The following is a 17,829-nucleotide window of genomic DNA, read 5'->3' on the forward strand; positions in this document are numbered from 1 at the left end:
CCAGATCAATGGTCTCTTTATAACAAAAGCGTCAACAAGTTTTGAAAGCAGTATCCTTCCGGGATTCGCCGGGACAAATATTGCTCGGATGCATTCGAAGTAATCAGGCATAGAATTGCTCTATACAAAGCCAGTGTTTCCAACTTATAGAGGATTCCCACTCGACTCGAACTGCAGGATTAGCTGTTGTGCGTCACGACTTCGTTGACACTTCCAGCAGGTGGTTGCGTGGTGGTGGTAGTTGACGCATCAGTCGGGACATTGTTGACACAGTTCTATCGATAATGGGCCATGAGCTACGACAACCCCAACATGGCCATCATCAAAGCCATTACCGAACAACATATGAGCGTGACAGAAGCTTCCCGCCACTTCAATCGTTCACGGCAGTGGATCTACACACTGCTCAAACGCTATAACGTAGCCGGCCCAGAAGGCGTCGAGCCGCAATCAACAGCCCCGAAAAACAGGCCGAATAAGATCCCCGATACCGTCGTCAAAGAAATCGTAGCGATCCGACGAGAACTTGCGAGCAAAGGCGCCGATAACGGCCCCGATTCAATTGCCTGGGTCCTGACCCAACGCGGCCTGCACGCCCCGGCAGAATCCACAATCCGACGCATCCTTCGCACCCACGGGCTGATCACCCCGCAACCACGCAAGCGCCCGAAGTCGTCCCTGCACCGCTTCCAAGCCATGCTTCCTAACGAATGCTGGCAAGCCGATGTCACTTACCTACGTTTAGCCGATGGCAGTGATGTTGAAGTCCTCGATTTCCTCGATGACCACTCACGATTCTTGCTGTATCTTGTGGCCTACCCCAGGGTCTATGGCCCCACGGTTGTACGCGCCATCGAGCAGATCACCGCCGACTACGGGCTGCCGCAGTCGACCTTGACTGATAATGGATTGATCTTCACGGCATGTCTGGCAGGGGTGAAAGGCGGTAAGAACGGATTTGAGAAATACCTTGAAGCCCACAGCATCAAACAGAAAAACGGGCGGATCGCACACCCACAAACACAAGGCAAAATCGAACGCTTCCACCAAACACTCAAAAAATGGATCAAAGCCCAACAACCCGCCGAAACCATCCCAGAGCTACAACAACAACTCAACGAATTTCGCACCTGGTACAACCACGACCGCCCACATCGCGCACTGGGCAGAAACACCCCACACCAGGCCTACACAGCCCTGCCCAAATCCAGCCCTCAACCCTTGGTCACCGAGGACCACAGGGTCAGAAACGACAGAGTCGATGCCGCTGGACGCATCACACTGCGATTCGCTGGAGAAATGCGCTACCTCGGGATTGGACGCAGACATAAAGGAACACCCACACTGACCGTCATCGCAGGCAGACGTGCAACAACCTCGAACGCAGAAACAGGAGAAATCATTGCCGAGCACGACATCGACATCGGGCGTCGCTACCAACCCAATCTGATCAAGAACACATCACGCCCACACAAGAAAGCGCCGTAAACCAAGAACAATGTTCTTGCCTTACGGCGCTAACTGTCAACCATGTCGCGACTGATTGTGTCAACAATGTCCCGACTGATCACATGGAGCCGGCGACGAGAATCGAACTCGCACTCTCAGCTTGGGAAGCTGATGTTCTACCACTAAACTACGCCGGCAATGGTGAAAATCTTAGCACCACCCATGCCCACCCATAAATTCGCCCTCCTACTGCCGTAGAGTAGACACTGTGATTTTGTCTGACCATGATATCCGCGACGCCATCGACGACGGCCACCTCGGCATTGAGCCTTATGATCCGCAGCTGGTGCAGCCCTCGAGTGTCGATGTGCGAATGGATAAGTTCTTCCGCGTGTTCAACAACTCCCGCTACACCCACATTGATCCGAAGGTGGAAATGGAAGACCTGACCACCTTGGTCGAGGTTCCCGAAGGTGAGGCATTCGTGCTGCATCCAGGTGAGTTTGTTCTTGCCTCGACGTTGGAGAAATTTACCTTGCCGGCCGACCTAGCTGGTCGGTTGGAAGGGAAGAGCTCCCTGGGTCGTCTTGGCCTGCTGACTCACTCCACGGCCGGGTTTATCGACCCGGGCTTTAGTGGCTACATCACGCTCGAGCTCTCTAATGTGGCGAACCTGCCGATCACCCTGTGGCCGGGGATGAAGGTGGGTCAACTGGCTCTTTTTAAGATGTCCTCGCCGGCTGAGGTGCCCTATGGCACAGGCAAGCTTGGGTCGAAGTATCAAGGCCAGCGCGGTCCGACACCATCGAAGGCGTACCTGAACTTCCGGGACCAGTAGGCGACTAGCTAGTTCGCAGCCGCTGGTTCTTCTGATTCCTTCGTGCGGGTGCCGCCGTGGGAGCCGAGGACGACGCCTGCGAGCTTCGTGGACGTTGGCCACGCGAACATGGTGATGATAAACGCGATTGGCCATGCGATGATGATCGACAGTGGCCAGCTACGCAGCCATTCCATGGAGAATCCGCCGCCCAGGATGAGGCTCATAATTCCGGACATCAAGGTGGCCATAATAAAGGTCATGAAAACTTGCGCGATGATGGCATATTTCTTGCTCATGTAGGTTTACCCATTTCTGATCTGGGCACTGACGCATCGAACTCCTAATGTCGAGGGCGCCAGTACTAATTGCATTGATTACTGTGGCGCCTCGGGTTCGTTCACCGCATTAAAGCGGAGCGACTGCATCTCGAAATGGGTCGAGGGCTGGAATAACCACACCAGCCATGATCTTTTAGGCTTGAATAACTTAACGCAAAACAAGATTTCGCGCTAATCGACGATTGCCCTGGGCGGCTTATTTTCTTCAAAAATGTGAAGAAAATAACTAACAAATCAGATAGGCTACGGCCTTAATCGGCCCATGTGAAAAATAGCGTGAAAAGTAGCTTGAAGAGAAGGCAGTATATATGAGCGACAATGTGTTTTACTCTTGGTCAGCCCAGGATCTCATTAATCCCGTTGAAATTGTTTCTGCAGAAGGCGTGCGTTTTACCGATTCAGAGGGCAAGGAGTATCTTGATTTTGCTTCGCAGCTGGTGAACACCAATCTGGGCCACCAGCACCCAAAGTTGGTGCAGGCGATCAAGGACCAAGCTGATGTTTTGAGTACGGTCCAGCCGGCTTTCAAGAACTCAACTCGCAGCGAGTTGGCACGTCTTATCGTGGAGGCGGCCCCAGGCGATCACTTCAAGAAAGTGTTTTTCACCAATGGCGGTGCGGAAGCTGTCGAGAATGCTATTCGTATGGCACGGAGCTACACCGGTCGTCGTAAAGTTCTTTCTGCCTACCGCTCCTACCATGGCGCGACCTCGATGGCGATCGCCCTGACCGGCGAACCTCGCCGCTGGAAGAACGAGCCAACGGACGCCTCCGTGGTCCGTTTCCACGGCCCTTATACCTACCGTTCCGCGTTCTATGCAGAAAACGAGGAGCAGGAGTGCGAGCGCGCACTCGAGCACCTGGAGCAGACCATCGTTCTCGAAGGACCGGAGACGTTTGCGGCGCTGATCATGGAGCCGGTCATTGGTAGTGCGGGTGTGCTGGTTCCGCCAGAGGGCTACCTTAAGGGGCTGCGCGAGATCTGCGATAAGTACGGCATCGTCTACATTGCCGACGAGGTCATGGTCGGCTTCGGCCGGACCGGCGCGATGTTCGCCGTGGACAACTGGGGTGTCGTGCCTGACCTGATTACTTTTGCGAAGGGCGTGAACTCCGGCTACGTGCCGCTGGGTGGTGTGATCATGTCCGAGGACATCGCGAATACCTGGGCGACCACTCCGTATCACGGTGGCCTGACATACTCGGGTCACCCGCTGGCGTGTGCACCTGGTGTGGCGACATTCGGGGTCCTCGAGGAGGAAAATATTGTCGAGCGCACCCGCGATCTGGGCGAGCGCGTGGTCAAGCCTCGTCTGGAGCAGTGGCGCGAGAAGTACAACGTGGTGGGCGACGTCCGCGGTCTTGGTCTGTTCTGGGCCGTCGAGTTTGTGAAGGACTCGGAAACTCGCGAGCCACTGATTCCGTTCAACGCCTCCGGCGAGGCTGCGGCGCCGATGGCTCCGTTCAGCAAGACGGTTAAGGAACATGGCGTGTGGCCATTGGTCAGCGGCAACCGCATCCACATTGCGCCGCCGCTGGTGATTTCCGAAGAGGACCTGAACAAGGGCTTGGACGCGATCGAAGCCGGAATTATTGCACTTGAAGGCTAGCCGTTCGGGCCCAATGTGGGCTGCGGAATAGGGCATCCATACTTCTCGTTGATTGAAGTATGGATGCCCTTCAATCTATTGTTATCGGCGCTGGTCAGGCAGGACTGTCGAGTTCCTATCACTTGCAGCGCTTAGGTATTAGTCACGTCGTGCTCGATGCGAACCCGGGGCCGGGAGGTGCATGGCAGCACCGCTGGGACTCGTTGACGATGAATGATGTCCACGGCGTCGCCGACTTGCCCGGAGCCATTGCTCCGAACTCGTCGAGTGCACGAGCCAATGAAGTCGTGCCCGATTGGTACGGCGCGTACGAGCACGAGCACAACTTGCCGATTATTCGTCCCGTCGATGTTGACTCGGTCTCGGACTTAGATGGGGATCCCGATGGGATGCTGATCGTCCAAGCCGGCGAGCAGCAGTGGGCAACGCAGACGCTCATCAATGCCACCGGCACGTGGCGCCGGCCTTTCATTCCTTACTATCCGGGCCAAGAAACATTCCGCGGTGAGCAGCTGCATACTGCCGATTATCCCGGACGGGAGCACTTCCGAGGCAAGCGAGTTGTTGTGGTTGGCGCGGGGGCTTCGGCCACGCAATTTATCGGTGAGATTGCCACGATCAGCGATGTGGTGTGGGTGACTCGTCGTCCCCTGCGCCGTGCGAGTGAAGATTTTTCGGGTCGCGATCTGATTGCGCGCGTGCAAGAAACCGTGCTCGAAGGCCGGGTGCCGCGGCGATCCTCGCAGTACTCGGGGATCTATCTGCGCCCGCAGGAAAAGGAGGCCGAAGCCACCGGTGTATAAGACCGCCGTCGCCCGATGTTCAGCTCGATTGAGGCAGAGGGAGTGCGGTGGGCCGATGGCTCGTTTGAGCCCGTGGACATTATTTTGTGGGCCACGGGATTTCGCCACGACGTGGGGCATTTGGCGCCCCTGCACCTCAAAAGCGAGTATGGCGGAATCCAGCTCCTCCCCGGAAACCACGACGTGCAGACAACGGTGACAAGTGCGGTTGATCCACGCGTCCAATTCGTGGGGTACGGTCCCTCGGCAAGCACGATTGGTGGCAACCGTGCAGGGCGAGCCGCCGCAGTGGCGGTGCGGGATTACTTGCGGGCGCCTGCCGGCCTCGCATCTTCAATGGTCGTACATTAATCATTTGTTTCTGCAGTTCAGGCGTGTTCCAACGCATTTCTCGTTGTGCTGCCAAGTTCCGGAAAGTGGGTCATAATGAAGGGTATGCGTATGACCGTTATTGGAACCGGATATCTCGGCGCAACCCACGCCGCTTGTATGGCTGAGCTTGGCCATGAAGTATTAGGCGTGGACGTCGATGAAGCGAAGATCGAACGGCTTGCGGCGGGCGAAGTCCCGTTCTACGAGCCAGGTTTGCCTGAGATCTTGGAACAAAACATCGGTTCCGGTCGACTCGGGTTTACCACCGACTATCAGCAGGCCGCGGAATTCGCCAACGTGCACTTCCTCGGTGTGGGCACCCCGCAGAAGAGCGATTCTTATGCTGCCGACACCACGTATGTTTTCGCGGCGGTCGAGGCACTCGTCCCATTGTTAAAGGGCGATCACGTGATTTTCGGTAAGTCCACAGTTCCGGTGGGCACCGCGGAGGCACTACAAAAGCGTGCCGACGAGCTCTCGGCGGAAGGTACCTCCGTGGAAATCGCATGGAACCCTGAGTTCCTGCGCGAGGGCTACGCCGTCCACGACACCATTACACCAGACCGCATTGTCGTCGGGCAGCGCGACGGTTCTACCGCTAGCGAAATTGCGCGCGAAGTTTACGCCACGGCGCTCGCCGCGGACACTCCATTTTTGGTCACTGATCTTGCCACGGCAGAGCTGGTGAAAGTGTCGGCGAACGCCTTCCTGGCCACGAAGATCTCCTTTATTAATGCCGTCTCCGAGGTATGCGAGCACACCGGCGCCGATGTGACCCAGGTTGCCGATGCTATTGGCTACGACGACCGCATTGGCCGGAAGTTCCTTGGCGCGGGTCTCGGTTTCGGAGGTGGCTGCCTGCCGAAGGATATTCGTGCTTTCATGGCGCGCGCCGGTGAACTCGGTGCTGACCAGGCATTAACCTTCCTGCGCGAGGTCGACGCTATTAACATGCGTCGCCGCACTCGCATGGTAGAGCTCGCCAACGAGGTCCTCGACGGTGTACTTGGCCACCGCGTAACCGTGCTCGGCGCTGCATTCAAGCCCAACTCGGATGACGTGCGCGATTCGCCAGCTTTGTCTGTGGCAGGACAACTCAGCCTCGCAGGTGCTGCCGTGCGCGTTTACGATCCGGAAGCGATGGAAAACGCAGCGAAAGTATTCCCCACTCTGGAGTACACGGAGTCGCTTGATGAAGCACTCGATGGCGCCGAGCTTGTCATCTTGGCTACCGAGTGGGCCCAGTTCCGCAACATGGATCCCGAGTATGCCGGTGGCTTGGTGAAAGACAAGAAGATCATTGACGGACGCAATGTTCTCGACGTCCAGGCATGGCACGACGCGGGATGGGAGATGCAGGCGCTTGGCCGCAATCTTTAGGCGCTAGGATAGAAGCCATGAGTGTTGGACGCGCCTTCGTTGCTTTTGATCTGGAACAAGTTCCGCACGACGATATCCAGGATTTTCTGTACTGGTTCGACCAGGCTGCCGAGTTCGACGACGACTCAAACTCCACCACGAAAGAGCTGACCACCTGGTACGAAACCCTCTACACGCAGTTTTCGCCCAGCCCGGGCTGGGATGGAACGAAGTACTTCGTGGCGAAGGATTTCGTCTGGGCACGCATCAACGCACCTGGAGCAGAACAAACCGCCCGGTCGCTCGCCCATGATCTCGGTGCCGGGTTTTATGTCACCGGCGATAAAAAGATCCAGGTCGAGCTACCGGACGGGTCAATCGTCGAGTAGCGAAAAACGCCTACTGCCTGTAGCTAGACAGGAAGTTACCGAGGCGCTCGATTGCGTTTTCCAGCTGCGAAGCCCACGGTAGCGTGACAATGCGGAAGTGATCCGGAGTCGGCCAGTTGAACCCGGTTCCCTGCACCATCAGGATTTTCTCGGCGCGCAGAATGTCCAGCATGAGTTTGGTATCGTCGTGGATCTCGTGGACATTGGGGTCCAGCTTCGGGAACGCGTACATAGCGCCCATCGGCTTGACCACGGAAACACCCGGGATCTGGTTGAGCTTTTCCACGGCGATATCGCGCTGCTTGTGCAAACGCCCGCCCTCGGCAGTGAGCTCGTAGATGGACTGGTGTCCGCCCAAAGCCACCTGAATAGCGTGTTGACCAGGCACGTTAGCGCACAGGCGAGTGCCGGCCAGCAGTTCGAGGCCTTCGATGAAGCCCTTTGCGTACTCCTTCGGCCCCGTGAGAACGAGCCAACCAGCACGGTAGCCAGCCACGCGGTATGCCTTGGACAGGCCATTGAACGTCACAGTGAAAACATCCGGTGCGACCTCAGCCATGGAGATGTGCTTCGCATCGTCGTACAAAATCCGGTCATAGATTTCGTCGGCGAGGATCATCAAATCGTTCTCGCGAGCGATATCAGCAATGCCCTCGAGGATCTCGCGCGAATACACCGCACCCGTTGGGTTGTTCGGGTTGATCACCACAATGGCCTTGGTTTTATCGGTGACCTTTGCGCGGATATCTTCCAACGACGGGTTCCAGTCGTTGTCCTCATCGGCTAGGTAGTGCACCGGGGTGCCACCAGCCAGGGAGACCGACGCTGTCCACAGCGGGTAGTCTGGCGAAGGAATGAGCACTTCGTCGCCGTTGTTCAGCAGCGCCTGGGTGACCATGGAGATCAATTCGGAGACGCCATTGCCCAGATACACGTCATCGATGTCGAAGCGTGGGAAATCTTCGACAAGTTCGTATCGGGTGACCACCGCACGGCGCGCAGGGATGATGCCCTTCGACGTAGAGTACCCCTGAGAGGTAGGCAGGTTTGCGATCATGTCGCGCATGATTACGTCAGGCGCGTCGAACCCGAAGACTGCTGGGTTGCCAGTGTTGAGCTTGAGGATGGTGTGTCCATCGAGCTCCATGCGTTCAGCCTCGGCCGTGACCTCGCCGCGGATATCGTAGGCGACACCGTGCAGCTTGTCGGATTCCGCGAAGACACGGCGCGCTTTACGACGAGGCGCCGCCGCCTTCTTTTCGACAGGCTTTTCCTGCGTGGGCTGCTCTTGTGGCTCTTGGGTCTTCTCATCCGACTTACTCATGGCGGTAATTCTGCCACTTTCGTTCGGCGTTTACTACCTAATGTGACTTTATGTGATGAAGAGAGTGAGACTGATGAGTTATCTGGGGAAATAGGGGTTACTTGGACTTGTCGGTGCCGGAGTCTTTGAATTTATCTAGGGCACGCTGTGCAATTCCCATTGCGTCACCGGTGATCTGCTCGATTTGTTCCTTGCGCTCTGCTTTGCGTTGGGCTGTTTCCAGGGCCTGCGCCGACTGGATTTCGCGGAAGCGTTGACGTTCCAACTGGCGAGGACTAGGCACATACCACGAATCCGGCCCCACCTTCATGACGTAGAGCAGGATAAACACGGTCGGAATGATCAGCAGCGCAATTGCACTCACGCCGCCTAGACCTGCAGCCAAGCCGATAAACATGGCGGCAAACGAACCCACCGTGGACAAGCCCATGACACCGGCGCGCGTTTTTTGTCCGCGCTTGTGAGTTTCCGCGACCTCATTTGCGGAATACATTGCTACTTCGGTGGAGTTTCCCGCCGCCGGGGTTTGGGGAATGTCTTTAAACAATGGGACGAGATCGCCGCGAGTGTCAGCCTTCATGACTTCGGTGAGGCGGTCGTCATATTCCACCATGCTTAAACGACCTTCGGCCAAAGCACGACCAAGCGCGGACATGGCATCGGCGCGCTCGTTATCACTTAGGCGCATGTTCGGGTTGCTGGGGCGGAAAGGTCGACTCACAGTTTTGATTATAGCGCCGAGTATCTCGTATTTTGCTTGTGCGGTTTCGAGGTCCGTCTGGAATCCGTTCACGTTCGATTCGGTTTCGCTGTGGTTTTGCTCCGCCCGGGGATTTCCTCGGTTGCTGGGGTCGCTTGGTTGCTTGGGTCGGACCCACGAGGTGCACTACGCAAGACTTCTCTCACAGCGACCTGGGTTTTTATATTTCGCAGTGCATTAGGTTCGGGGCTGGCGGACCTAACGTCGGACGAAAACTAAAAGCCCAGGTCATTTAATGGTGATATCTGGCAAAGTGCACCTTTTTAGCCTTCGTCGTCTTGATCCTCTTCGGCCGGCGCAGGTGGCGCAGGCGGAGTTGGCGGAGTTGGTGCTGCGGGAACACTAGGTGCGCTTGGTGCTGGAGGCGCCGGTGGAGTAGCTGCACTCGGCGCAGCGGGAGCTGCTGGGATGCCCGGTGCAGAAGGCGCTGCAGGTACCGCCGATGCGGAAGGCGCAGCGGGAGCGCTTGGCGCTGCAGGAACATTTGGTGTGCTTGGTGCGGCGGGAGCTGCTGGGATGTTTGACGATGCTGGTGGTGCAGGCGGGGTTGGCGCACCGGAAGCGCTCGGCGTAGCGGGAGCGGAAGGTGCCGCGGGGACACTCGGTGTGGAAGGTGCTGCGGCGGGAGCATTCGGGGCAGCTGGGGCAGGGGTGCGAGGCGCTGGTGGTGTCGCCGCAGGAACTCTTGGTGCAGAAGGCACTGCAGGCGCAGCGGGAACCGCCGACGCGGAAGGAACCATAGGCTCGACAGGCGCTGCCGGAACACCAGGAACGCTTGGTGTCGCCGGCACGCTAGGCACGCTAGGCACGCTAGACGCACTAGGCGCACTAGGCGTGGCCTGCGAAGTCGAGGCGGGAGCGTCGTCGTGAAGCGGCTTCTTCTTGCGCGGAGTCAAGGTTAGCGTTGCGCGCGATGGGCTGACGAAGGCTTTTTCTGCAGGGGACGGAAGGGCGCCGTCGACAAGCACGGAATCACGGAGCATGACCGCAACGTCCTTGACCTTGGTATCCGAATTGAGAGCCTTCACGCCACCACCAAACATGTTGTTGCAGAACGGGCAGCCGGTGGCGATTTCCTCGGCGCCTGTGCTCAGTGCTTGCTCGGTGCGGAACTCGTTGACGCGCTGGCCGATGTTTTCCTCCATAAACATGCGGGCGCCGCCGGCACCGCAGCAGAAGGCCTCGTCGCGGTTGTTGTCCATCTCGGTGAGCTGAACACCGGTGGACTCGAGGAGCTCGCGGGGTGGATCGAAGACCTTGTTGTGGCGACCGAGGAAGCACGGGTCGTGATAGGTGATCGGCTTGCGATTCTCCGGGCCACGCGGAACAGGGACAACGCGCTTGTCCCGGACCAGGCGGTTGAGCAGCTGTGTGTGGTGGAAGACATCGAAGTGTCCGTCGAAGTCCGGGTACTCGTTGCGGATGGTGTTGAAGCAGTGCGGGCAGGTGGTGATGATCTTGCGCTGGCCTTCAGGAACACCTTCGAAAACTTCATTGAGCGTGTCCACGTTCTTGGTGGCCTGCATCTGGAACAGGTACTCGTTGCCGGCGCGGCGAGCGGGATCACCGGTGCACGACTCACCCGTGGAGAGCACGCCGTACTTCACACCGGCGGTCTCGAGCAGGTCGACGACTGCGCGGGTCGTGCGCTTGCCAGCATCGTCGTAGGCGCCTGCGCAACCAACCCAGAATAGGTACTCGGTATCTGAGAAATCCTGGAGGTCCTCGCCGACAACCGGCACCTCAAGCCCGTCGCGACGGGCCTCGTCGACCCAGCTGGCGCGCTCGGAATTGTTGCGACCCCACGGGTTGCCCTTGGTTTCAATATTCTTGAACAGGCTGGTCAGCTCGGACGGGAACTCGGACTCGGCGAGCACCTTGAAGCGACGCAGGTCCGTGACATGGTCGAGGTGCTCGATATCGGTAGGGCACTGATCCACGCAGGCACCGCAGTTGGTGCACGACCAAAGAACGTCCGGGTCGATTTCATTGGCCAGGGCGAGTACGTCGACCCCGGCGTGGGAGTCGTAGGAATCCAGCGCCGAATCGCGGATATCCATCATCAGCTTTTTGGGGCTCAGTGGCTTGCCGGTATTCCACGCGGGGCAGAGCTCCTGGCAGCGCCCGCACTCTGTACACGCAGTGGAATCCAACAGCATCTTCCAGCTACCGGGTGCGACAGCTTCCTCGACGTCCTCAGCATTTTCCAGATCGGGCGTAAGCACCTTGCCCAGCGCCTTTTCCCCGGAAGGGTTGCGCTGGAGGAAGATATTGAAGAACGCAGTGAAGCGGTGCCAGGCCACGCCCCAGTTCAAGTTTCTGGCAACCAGAACCAAGAAAGCCATGCCACCAAGCAGCTTGATCAGGGCAAACGAGCTGACCATCACCTCGGAGGCGGGCAGCAGCTTGGCAATGTGAATGGAGAGGAAATCCGCCCACAGAGAGCCGCCTCCGTAGGTAGCAATTTTGCCGGCCTTGACCATGAGCATGCCGAAGCCCTCGATGAATACGATGGCCTCGATGACGCGCCCTGCACCCATCTGCGAGTTATAAAAGCGACTGCCGCGCTCCGAATCGCCCAACTTAAGACGCACGCCGATGAGGAACAGAATGCCCACAACGGTGCCCACCGCGAGGACCTCCTCAACGAAGTGATAAACCGGCCACTCAGATAGGAAAGGCCAACCACCGGCAGGGTTAAAGGTCTGAATATAGGCCTCGAACCACACCACCACGCCAAAGAGGAAGCCCACCATCACAATCCAGTGCGCGGCATTGACCAGTGGTTTCCCCTTAAAGTGGGAGTGTCCAAATACCTCGGCAATGACCCGCCACAAGCGCTGGCCCAGATGGTCAGTGCGCTCGCCCAGGGTCGGGCCACCCGAAGCGACGAAGCGCACAACACCGACAGCGCGGTAGAGGAAATAGGCCCACACGGGGATAGATAAGATGATGCCAATCCAGCCCAAGACGGTGGTCATTCGCAGTTCCTTTCGCGTGCGCCTGAAGTTTGTCCCCTACAGCCTAAACGGTAGGTTAGACATTTAGGGTCTCTTCTATTCAGTGGGCCTGTGACCTGTAATTATGAGAAGATTCTGTCGAGGTAATACTCCACGGTCGCGAGAGTTTCTTCTGCCGTGCGGTAGCCGGCCAAGACAGGAGAGGGGTCGAAGAATCCCCACAGAATAGAGGCCTCGTGGGAGGGCTCGACACCCTCGGCAAGCGCGCCGTCGCGGGCAGCCCCCTCAAGGATTCGGGTGATCACGGAGATCAGGGCCGCAGGGCCTAAAGACACTTGACGACGAAGGGCCTCGTCGTAAAGCGATGCCAAATAGAACGCCGCCCCGCCGCCGGCAATAGTGCGCTCCTCTGCGTTGGTGGGCATGTACGCGCGCACGACCGCGAGGATCAGTGCGCGTGGTTCAAGTGTTTGGTCCACGCTGAGGAATTGCTCGCGCTGCTTGCTGCCCAGGAGCTCGAGGGTGCGGCCGATGAGGTCGGCGCGGGTGGGGAAGTAGTGCTGCACCGTGCCCGGCGAATACCCGGTGGCGGTGGCGACGCGCCGGATAGTTACCCCTTCGAGTCCGTGGTGCGCGGCCAGTTCGAGCGCAGCGCGTGCGAGCTCGTTGCGTCTTTGGTCGTGATCGATGATGGCTGGCATGCTAAAGTTTATATCATACAACCGTATTAAATAAGGGGTTATCGTGAGAACTGGCAAGAAGATTTTGGTGGGAGTTTTATCCGTCGTCAGTGTGCTTGCCGTCGCCGCGGTAGGTGTCGGCGGGTGGTACGTGTGGCGCAATGTCACGTGGAATTCACGGCTTGATCAGCGCGTGGAGCGGGCCGGTTTTGGCGAGCAGCAGGCCACCATTGACGGCGTAAAACTCACCTACGGCGAAAACTCGGACGGAGAAGGAAAGCCCCCGTTGCTGCTCATTCACGGGCAGGGCAGCACATGGCGCAGCTACCACAAAGTACTCGGTGATTTGGGAAAGAACTTCCACGTCTATGCCGTTGATGTGCCAGGCCACGGCGGATCCGATCGGATGCCGGGCCAGTACACGGCACCGGAAATGGCGGAGGTGGTTTCTTCCTTTACGTCACAGGTCATCGGTGAGCCGGCCTATGTTTCTGGGCACTCCTCCGGAGGCCTCATCGCCGCGAGCTTGGCAGCCACCCACCCAGACCTGGTCTCGGGAGTTCTTTTCGAGGATCCGCCCTTCTTTGCCACCGAGCTTCCGCGGGCCAAGGAAACCTGGAACTGGCAGGATCTGGCCACTTCGGCCCATAATTTTAATGCCGAGGGCGAAAAGGACTGGCCCGCCTACTACTGGCAGCACCAACGCATGTGGATGTTCTTCGGCGACGGAGCGAAGAACATTATTAACGATGGTTTGAAATATCACGAGAAGCACCCCGATCAGCCCATCAACCTTTTTTATATGCCCGGCACCATGGCGGAAATGGCTAGGTGGAGCATGACCTATGACCCCTATTTCGGCGAGGCTTTCTACGATGGGACCTGGAATAACGGTGTGGACTTAGACACAACTCTTCAAGCGATCGAAACACCCATCACCTATGTCCACGCGAAGGAAGTGGTCGGCGAAGACGGGATTCTCCAAGCAGCGGCAAGCAACGAAGAAGCTGCCCGCGCGAAGGCAGCCATGCCGGGGGCCGAGTTCGTCGAAGCCGACACCAGCCACAACTTCCACGGCGAAGCGCCAGACCAGTTCGTGGAACTGATGCTGGCGCTTGCTGAAAAATAGGGAAACTACTCGCCTTCGGCGAACTGCGTCTGGTTCAGACGCCAGTAAGCACCTTCCATTGCGATAAGTTCCTCGTGCGTGCCCTGTTCGACGATCTGGCCGTTTTCCATGACCAGGATGAGGTCGGCGTCGCGAATCGTCGATAAGCGGTGTGCGATGACGAAGCTTGTGCGGTTCGTGCGCAGAGCACCCATGGCCTCCTGGACGAGCACCTCGGTGCGGGTATCCACGGAGCTGGTGGCCTCGTCCAGAATGAGCAGGGCGGGCTGAGCCAAAAACGCACGCGCAATGGTGATCAGCTGGCGTTCACCTGCGGAAATGGAACCGCCGTCCTGGTCGATCTCGGTGTGGTAGCCGTCGGGCAGGGTGTGCACGAAGCGATCCACGTAGGTAGCCTTCGCCGCCTGGATGACCTCCTCATCGGTGGCGTCGAGGCGTCCGTAGCGGATGTTGTCCATGATGGTGCCCTTAAACAGCACAGCATCCTGGAGCACCATGCCGATCTGAGAACGCAGCTCGGCACGGGTGAGATCCTTCGTATCAATCCCATCGATGCGGATCTGGCCCGAATCGATGTCGTAGAAGCGCATGATCAAGTTGACGAGTGTCGTCTTACCCGCACCGGTCGGACCCACGATCGCAGCCGTCTGACCAGGTTCAACGCGCAGATTCAGGTCCTGGATCAACGGCTCATCGGTGTAGGAGAAGTTCACGTGGTCGAATTCGACCAGGCCAGTAGCGCGGCCGTCGAAAGAAACCTTCTCGGTCTCTAGGCTCTGGTCGTCGGCGTCGAGGAACTCAAAGACTCGCTCAGCGGAAGCGACACCGGACTGCACCATCTGCGCCATGCCGCCGAGCTGACCAAGCGGCTGGTTGAACTCGCGGGAGTACTGGATGAAGGCGGTGGCGTCGCCAAGCGTCAGGGAACCGTTGGCAACCTTGAGCCCGCCGAACACCGCAATGGCCACGTACGACAGGTAGGAGATGAACTGCATGATCGGCATCATCATGCCGGAGAGGAACTGCGCCATCGAGGCAGAGGAGAAGAGGTTCTCATTGCGTCGGTCAAACTCTTCGTGCATGGCCTCGGTCCGGCCGAAGATCTGCACCAGGTTGTGGCCCGAGAAGGTTTCCTCGGTATGACCGTTGAGCTCACCGGTCGCCTTCCACTGGACGGTGAACTGCTTCTGCGAGCGCGAACCGATAATGCCAATCACCACACCGGTCAGCGGGATAGCCAGAAGTGCCAGCAACGCGAGCTGCACGGAAATGGAGAACATCATTACGGTAATTCCGATGATCAAGAAGACAGAATAGAGCAACTGCGCAACGGCCTGCTGCAGTGCCTGCTGCACGTTATCCATGTCGTTAGTAGTGCGCGAAAGCAGATCGCCGCGCTGGCGGGTATCAAAGTACGACAGAGGCAGCGAGTGGATCTTCGCCTCGACGCGCTCACGCAGCTTAAACACCACGGCCATGGTCATGCGGTTGAGAATCCGGCCCTGCCAGAGCGTAAACGCACTGGAAAATAGGTACAGCGCCAGCACGAACACGATCATCCGAGCAAGCTGCGGGAAGTCGATGCCCACACCCGGAGTCAGATCCATCGCCGAAGCCATGTCAGCGAAGGTGTTCTGCCCATCGGCGCGCAGGCCCTCGATGACCTGTTCCTTAGACATCCCCGCGGGAAGTTGCTTCGAGATGGCACCCGAGTAGATCACGTCCATGGCCTGGCCAAGAACCTTCGGTGCCCACACGTTGAGCACAACGGCGGCGACGTTGAAGATCATGACCGCAACCATTTTCCCCTTGTGCTCGCCAAGCAAGCCAAACAGGCGCTTCGCCGACGGCCAGAATTCCTTCGCCTGACGAGGCGCCGAGCCCGACCATTCGTCGCCAGCAGTCTGTGATTCCAGCTCAGCGAGCTGTTCATCAGTCAGATCACTCATTGTGGGCCACCTGGCTTTCTACGATCTCACGGTAGGTTGTGTTGTTTTCAAGGAGTTCATTGTGGGTGCCCTGGCCAACAACTAGACCGTTATCAAACACAATGATTTGATCCGCGTCCATGATCGAGGACACGCGCTGCGCCACAATGATCATCGTTGCATCGCTTATCGACGATTTCATCGCCTCCCGGACCAACTGATCAGTAATCACGTCGAGCGCGGAGAAAGAATCGTCGAAAAGGTAAATCTTCGGCTGAGCAACGATCGTGCGCGCAATGGACAAACGCTGGCGCTGCCCGCCGGAGACGTTCGTACCGCCCTGGGCAATAGGCATGTCCAGATCGTCGACGAACTTCGCCTGAGCGATGTTGAGCGCGTGCCAGAGCTCCTCGTCGGTAGCGTCGGGATTCGCCATACGCAGGTTCGAGGCCACCGTGCCCGAGAATAGATACGGCTTTTGCGGGACCAAGGAAACACGTTGGACCAGGTCCTTGCGGGCGATGTCGGAGACGTTGGTGTCGTCGATAAGCACCTCGCCGCTTGTCGGCGCGTACAGGCGCGGAATCAGTGAAATCAGCGTTGTCTTGCCCGAACCCGTCGATCCGATGATCGCCGTGGTCGTGCCGGGGTGTGCCTTAAACGAGATGTCCTTGAGCACGGGTTCGTCGGCGCCTGGGTAGCTAAAGCTGACACCCTTGAATTCGACCTCGCCGCGAGGTGCGCCGAGGACAGCTGGTTCGGTGGGCTCGATGATGGAGGGCTCGTGATTGAGCACTTCGGCGACACGGCGCGCACAGATGATTGCTCGAGGCAGCATCATGGCCATGAAGGTACCCATCATAACCGAGACCAGAATCTGCAGCAGGTACTGCAGGAATGCCGTGAGCGAGCCGACCTGGACCAAGCCCTGATCGACGCGTTCGCCGCCAAACCACAGCACGGCGGCAGTAGCGCCATTGAGGACGAGAGTGATCAGCGGTGTCATGAGCACAAACAGGTAACCGATGCGCAGAGAAACATCAGTCAGATCCTTGTTTGATTCGGTGAAGCGATCTTTCTCGAAGCGCTCACGGCCGAACGCGCGAATCACACGGATGCCGGCGAGCTGCTCGCGCAGGGTGCCGTTGATGTTGTCAATCTTGTCCTGCATCGATGTGAACAGCGGCATCAACCGGAAGATCAACACCCCGATCACAACAGCGAGCACAACCACAGAAACCCAGACGAGCCAGGACATACCTGGGTCTTCGCGCTGCGCCATAATGATGCCACCGATACACATGATGGGCACGCTGACCATGAAGTTCAGGATCATCATGTAGACCATCTGGATTTGCTGCACGTCATTTGTGCTGCGTGTGATCAAGGTGGCCGAACCGAATTTTGCCATGTCCTCGGCAGAGAACGCGGTGACCTTCCGGTAAACCTGCTTACGCACATCGCGGCCAAGGCCCATCGCTGTACGAGAACCGAACCACACAGCGGCGATTGCGGAGATGACCTGGATAAACGCGACGCCGAGCATAACGCGCCCGACGCTCCAGATGTGGTCGATGTCGCCTTGGGAGACACCTTGATCAATGATGTCTGCGTTCAGTGACGGTAGATAGAGTGTGGCAGCGGTGGTGATGGCTTGGAGCACTACCACCGCTAGGACGTATCCCGCATAGGGTTTCGAGCGGGACACAAGGATTCTTAGAAGGTCCATGGGTGAGGCCTTTACATTGAAATTATCAAAAGCTAGCCCATTGTAGAAGTTTTTCTAAGTACTTGATAGCCCGGTGCTGCGGGTCACTTGTTCTTAGCAAATTCCACGTCGGGGCAGTATCGACCACGTTTTTCCAGCTCATGCATTTGCGCAGGTCAAATGTTGATTTGTCAGCTAAA

At 57.9% G+C, this 17,829-nt stretch carries 15 protein-coding genes and 1 tRNA gene; 8 read left to right on the plus strand and 8 right to left on the minus strand.

The annotated features are described in order from the left end of the window. Nucleotides 1–291 precede the first annotated feature (291 nt). Nucleotides 292–1,488: an IS481 family transposase gene (locus A37O_RS0102755; protein ID WP_018295966.1), complete on the plus strand. Its 1,197-nt coding sequence runs from the start codon at nt 292–294 to the stop codon at nt 1,486–1,488. Nucleotides 1,489–1,572: 84 nt separating this feature from the next. Here A37O_RS0102755 and A37O_RS0102760 read toward each other — a convergent pair. Then, a tRNA-Gly gene (locus A37O_RS0102760) sits at nt 1,573–1,646 on the minus strand. Nucleotides 1,647–1,717: 71 nt separating this feature from the next. Between A37O_RS0102760 and dcd the strand changes: the two genes are divergently transcribed. After that, the gene (dcd, locus tag A37O_RS0102765) at nt 1,718–2,287 is read left to right on the plus strand and encodes a dCTP deaminase (RefSeq protein WP_018295967.1); all 570 of its coding nucleotides are present in this window, start codon (nt 1,718–1,720) and stop codon (nt 2,285–2,287) included. Between the two features lie 8 nt (nt 2,288–2,295). Here dcd and A37O_RS14485 read toward each other — a convergent pair whose 3' ends face one another. Beyond that, the gene (locus A37O_RS14485) at nt 2,296–2,565 is read right to left on the minus strand and encodes a DUF2798 domain-containing protein (RefSeq protein WP_018295968.1); all 270 of its coding nucleotides are present in this window, start codon (nt 2,563–2,565) and stop codon (nt 2,296–2,298) included. A gap of 350 nt (nt 2,566–2,915) precedes the next feature. Between A37O_RS14485 and A37O_RS14490 the strand changes: the two genes are divergently transcribed. From A37O_RS14490 to A37O_RS0102790, 5 genes are all read left to right on the plus strand, one after another. Then, nucleotides 2,916–4,217, plus strand: coding sequence for an aspartate aminotransferase family protein (locus A37O_RS14490; RefSeq protein ID WP_018295969.1), 1,302 nt, complete (start codon nt 2,916–2,918; stop codon nt 4,215–4,217). 59 nt (nt 4,218–4,276) lie between these two features. Next, complete coding sequence (locus A37O_RS15625; RefSeq protein WP_018295970.1) at nt 4,277–5,020, plus strand: NAD(P)-binding domain-containing protein; 744 nt, start codon at nt 4,277–4,279, stop codon at nt 5,018–5,020. Nucleotides 5,021–5,035: 15 nt separating this feature from the next. After that, nucleotides 5,036–5,371, plus strand: a complete 336-nt coding sequence (locus A37O_RS16760) for a hypothetical protein (RefSeq protein WP_018295971.1) — start codon at nt 5,036–5,038, stop codon at nt 5,369–5,371. Nucleotides 5,372–5,461: 90 nt separating this feature from the next. Beyond that, the gene (locus A37O_RS0102785) at nt 5,462–6,772 is read left to right on the plus strand and encodes a UDP-glucose dehydrogenase family protein (RefSeq protein ID WP_018295972.1); all 1,311 of its coding nucleotides are present in this window, start codon (nt 5,462–5,464) and stop codon (nt 6,770–6,772) included. 17 nt (nt 6,773–6,789) lie between these two features. Beyond that, nucleotides 6,790–7,140, plus strand: coding sequence for a hypothetical protein (locus A37O_RS0102790; RefSeq protein WP_018295973.1), 351 nt, complete (start codon nt 6,790–6,792; stop codon nt 7,138–7,140). Between the two features lie 10 nt (nt 7,141–7,150). Here the strand turns inward: A37O_RS0102790 and A37O_RS0102795 are convergent, their stop codons facing one another. From A37O_RS0102795 to A37O_RS0102810, 4 genes are all read right to left on the minus strand, one after another. Further along, nucleotides 7,151–8,464 carry a pyridoxal phosphate-dependent aminotransferase gene (locus A37O_RS0102795; RefSeq protein WP_018295974.1) on the minus strand — a complete coding sequence of 438 codons (1,314 nt, stop codon included), beginning with the start codon at nt 8,462–8,464 and terminating at the stop codon, nt 7,151–7,153. Nucleotides 8,465–8,561: 97 nt separating this feature from the next. After that, on the minus strand, nt 8,562–9,185 hold the full coding sequence (locus tag A37O_RS0102800) for a DUF1707 SHOCT-like domain-containing protein (protein WP_245533774.1): 624 nt from the start codon (nt 9,183–9,185) through the stop codon (nt 8,562–8,564). A 302-nt stretch (nt 9,186–9,487) separates the two neighbouring features. Continuing rightward, complete coding sequence (locus tag A37O_RS0102805; RefSeq protein WP_018295976.1) at nt 9,488–12,205, minus strand: (Fe-S)-binding protein; 2,718 nt, start codon at nt 12,203–12,205, stop codon at nt 9,488–9,490. A 101-nt stretch (nt 12,206–12,306) separates the two neighbouring features. After that, the gene (locus A37O_RS0102810; RefSeq protein WP_018295977.1) at nt 12,307–12,885 is read right to left on the minus strand and encodes a TetR/AcrR family transcriptional regulator; all 579 of its coding nucleotides are present in this window, start codon (nt 12,883–12,885) and stop codon (nt 12,307–12,309) included. A 43-nt stretch (nt 12,886–12,928) separates the two neighbouring features. On the opposite strand from A37O_RS0102810, the gene A37O_RS0102815 reads away from it, so the two are divergent. Further along, nucleotides 12,929–13,993, plus strand: coding sequence for an alpha/beta fold hydrolase (locus A37O_RS0102815; RefSeq protein WP_018295978.1), 1,065 nt, complete (start codon nt 12,929–12,931; stop codon nt 13,991–13,993). A 5-nt stretch (nt 13,994–13,998) separates the two neighbouring features. On the opposite strand, the gene A37O_RS0102820 is transcribed toward A37O_RS0102815, so the two are convergent. Together A37O_RS0102820 and A37O_RS0102825 are read right to left on the minus strand one after the other, a co-directional pair. Next, nucleotides 13,999–15,942, minus strand: coding sequence for an ABC transporter ATP-binding protein (locus A37O_RS0102820; RefSeq protein ID WP_018295979.1), 1,944 nt, complete (start codon nt 15,940–15,942; stop codon nt 13,999–14,001). Next, the gene (locus tag A37O_RS0102825; protein ID WP_026196081.1) at nt 15,935–17,650 is read right to left on the minus strand and encodes an ABC transporter ATP-binding protein; all 1,716 of its coding nucleotides are present in this window, start codon (nt 17,648–17,650) and stop codon (nt 15,935–15,937) included. Before A37O_RS0102825 ends, A37O_RS0102820 begins: the two co-directional genes overlap by 8 nt. Between the last annotated feature and the right edge of the window lie 179 nt (nt 17,651–17,829).

Origin of the sequence: Corynebacterium lubricantis DSM 45231 (assembly GCF_000379425.1) — a bacterium.
GTDB classification, from domain to species: Bacteria; Actinomycetota; Actinomycetes; order Mycobacteriales; family Mycobacteriaceae; genus Corynebacterium; species Corynebacterium lubricantis.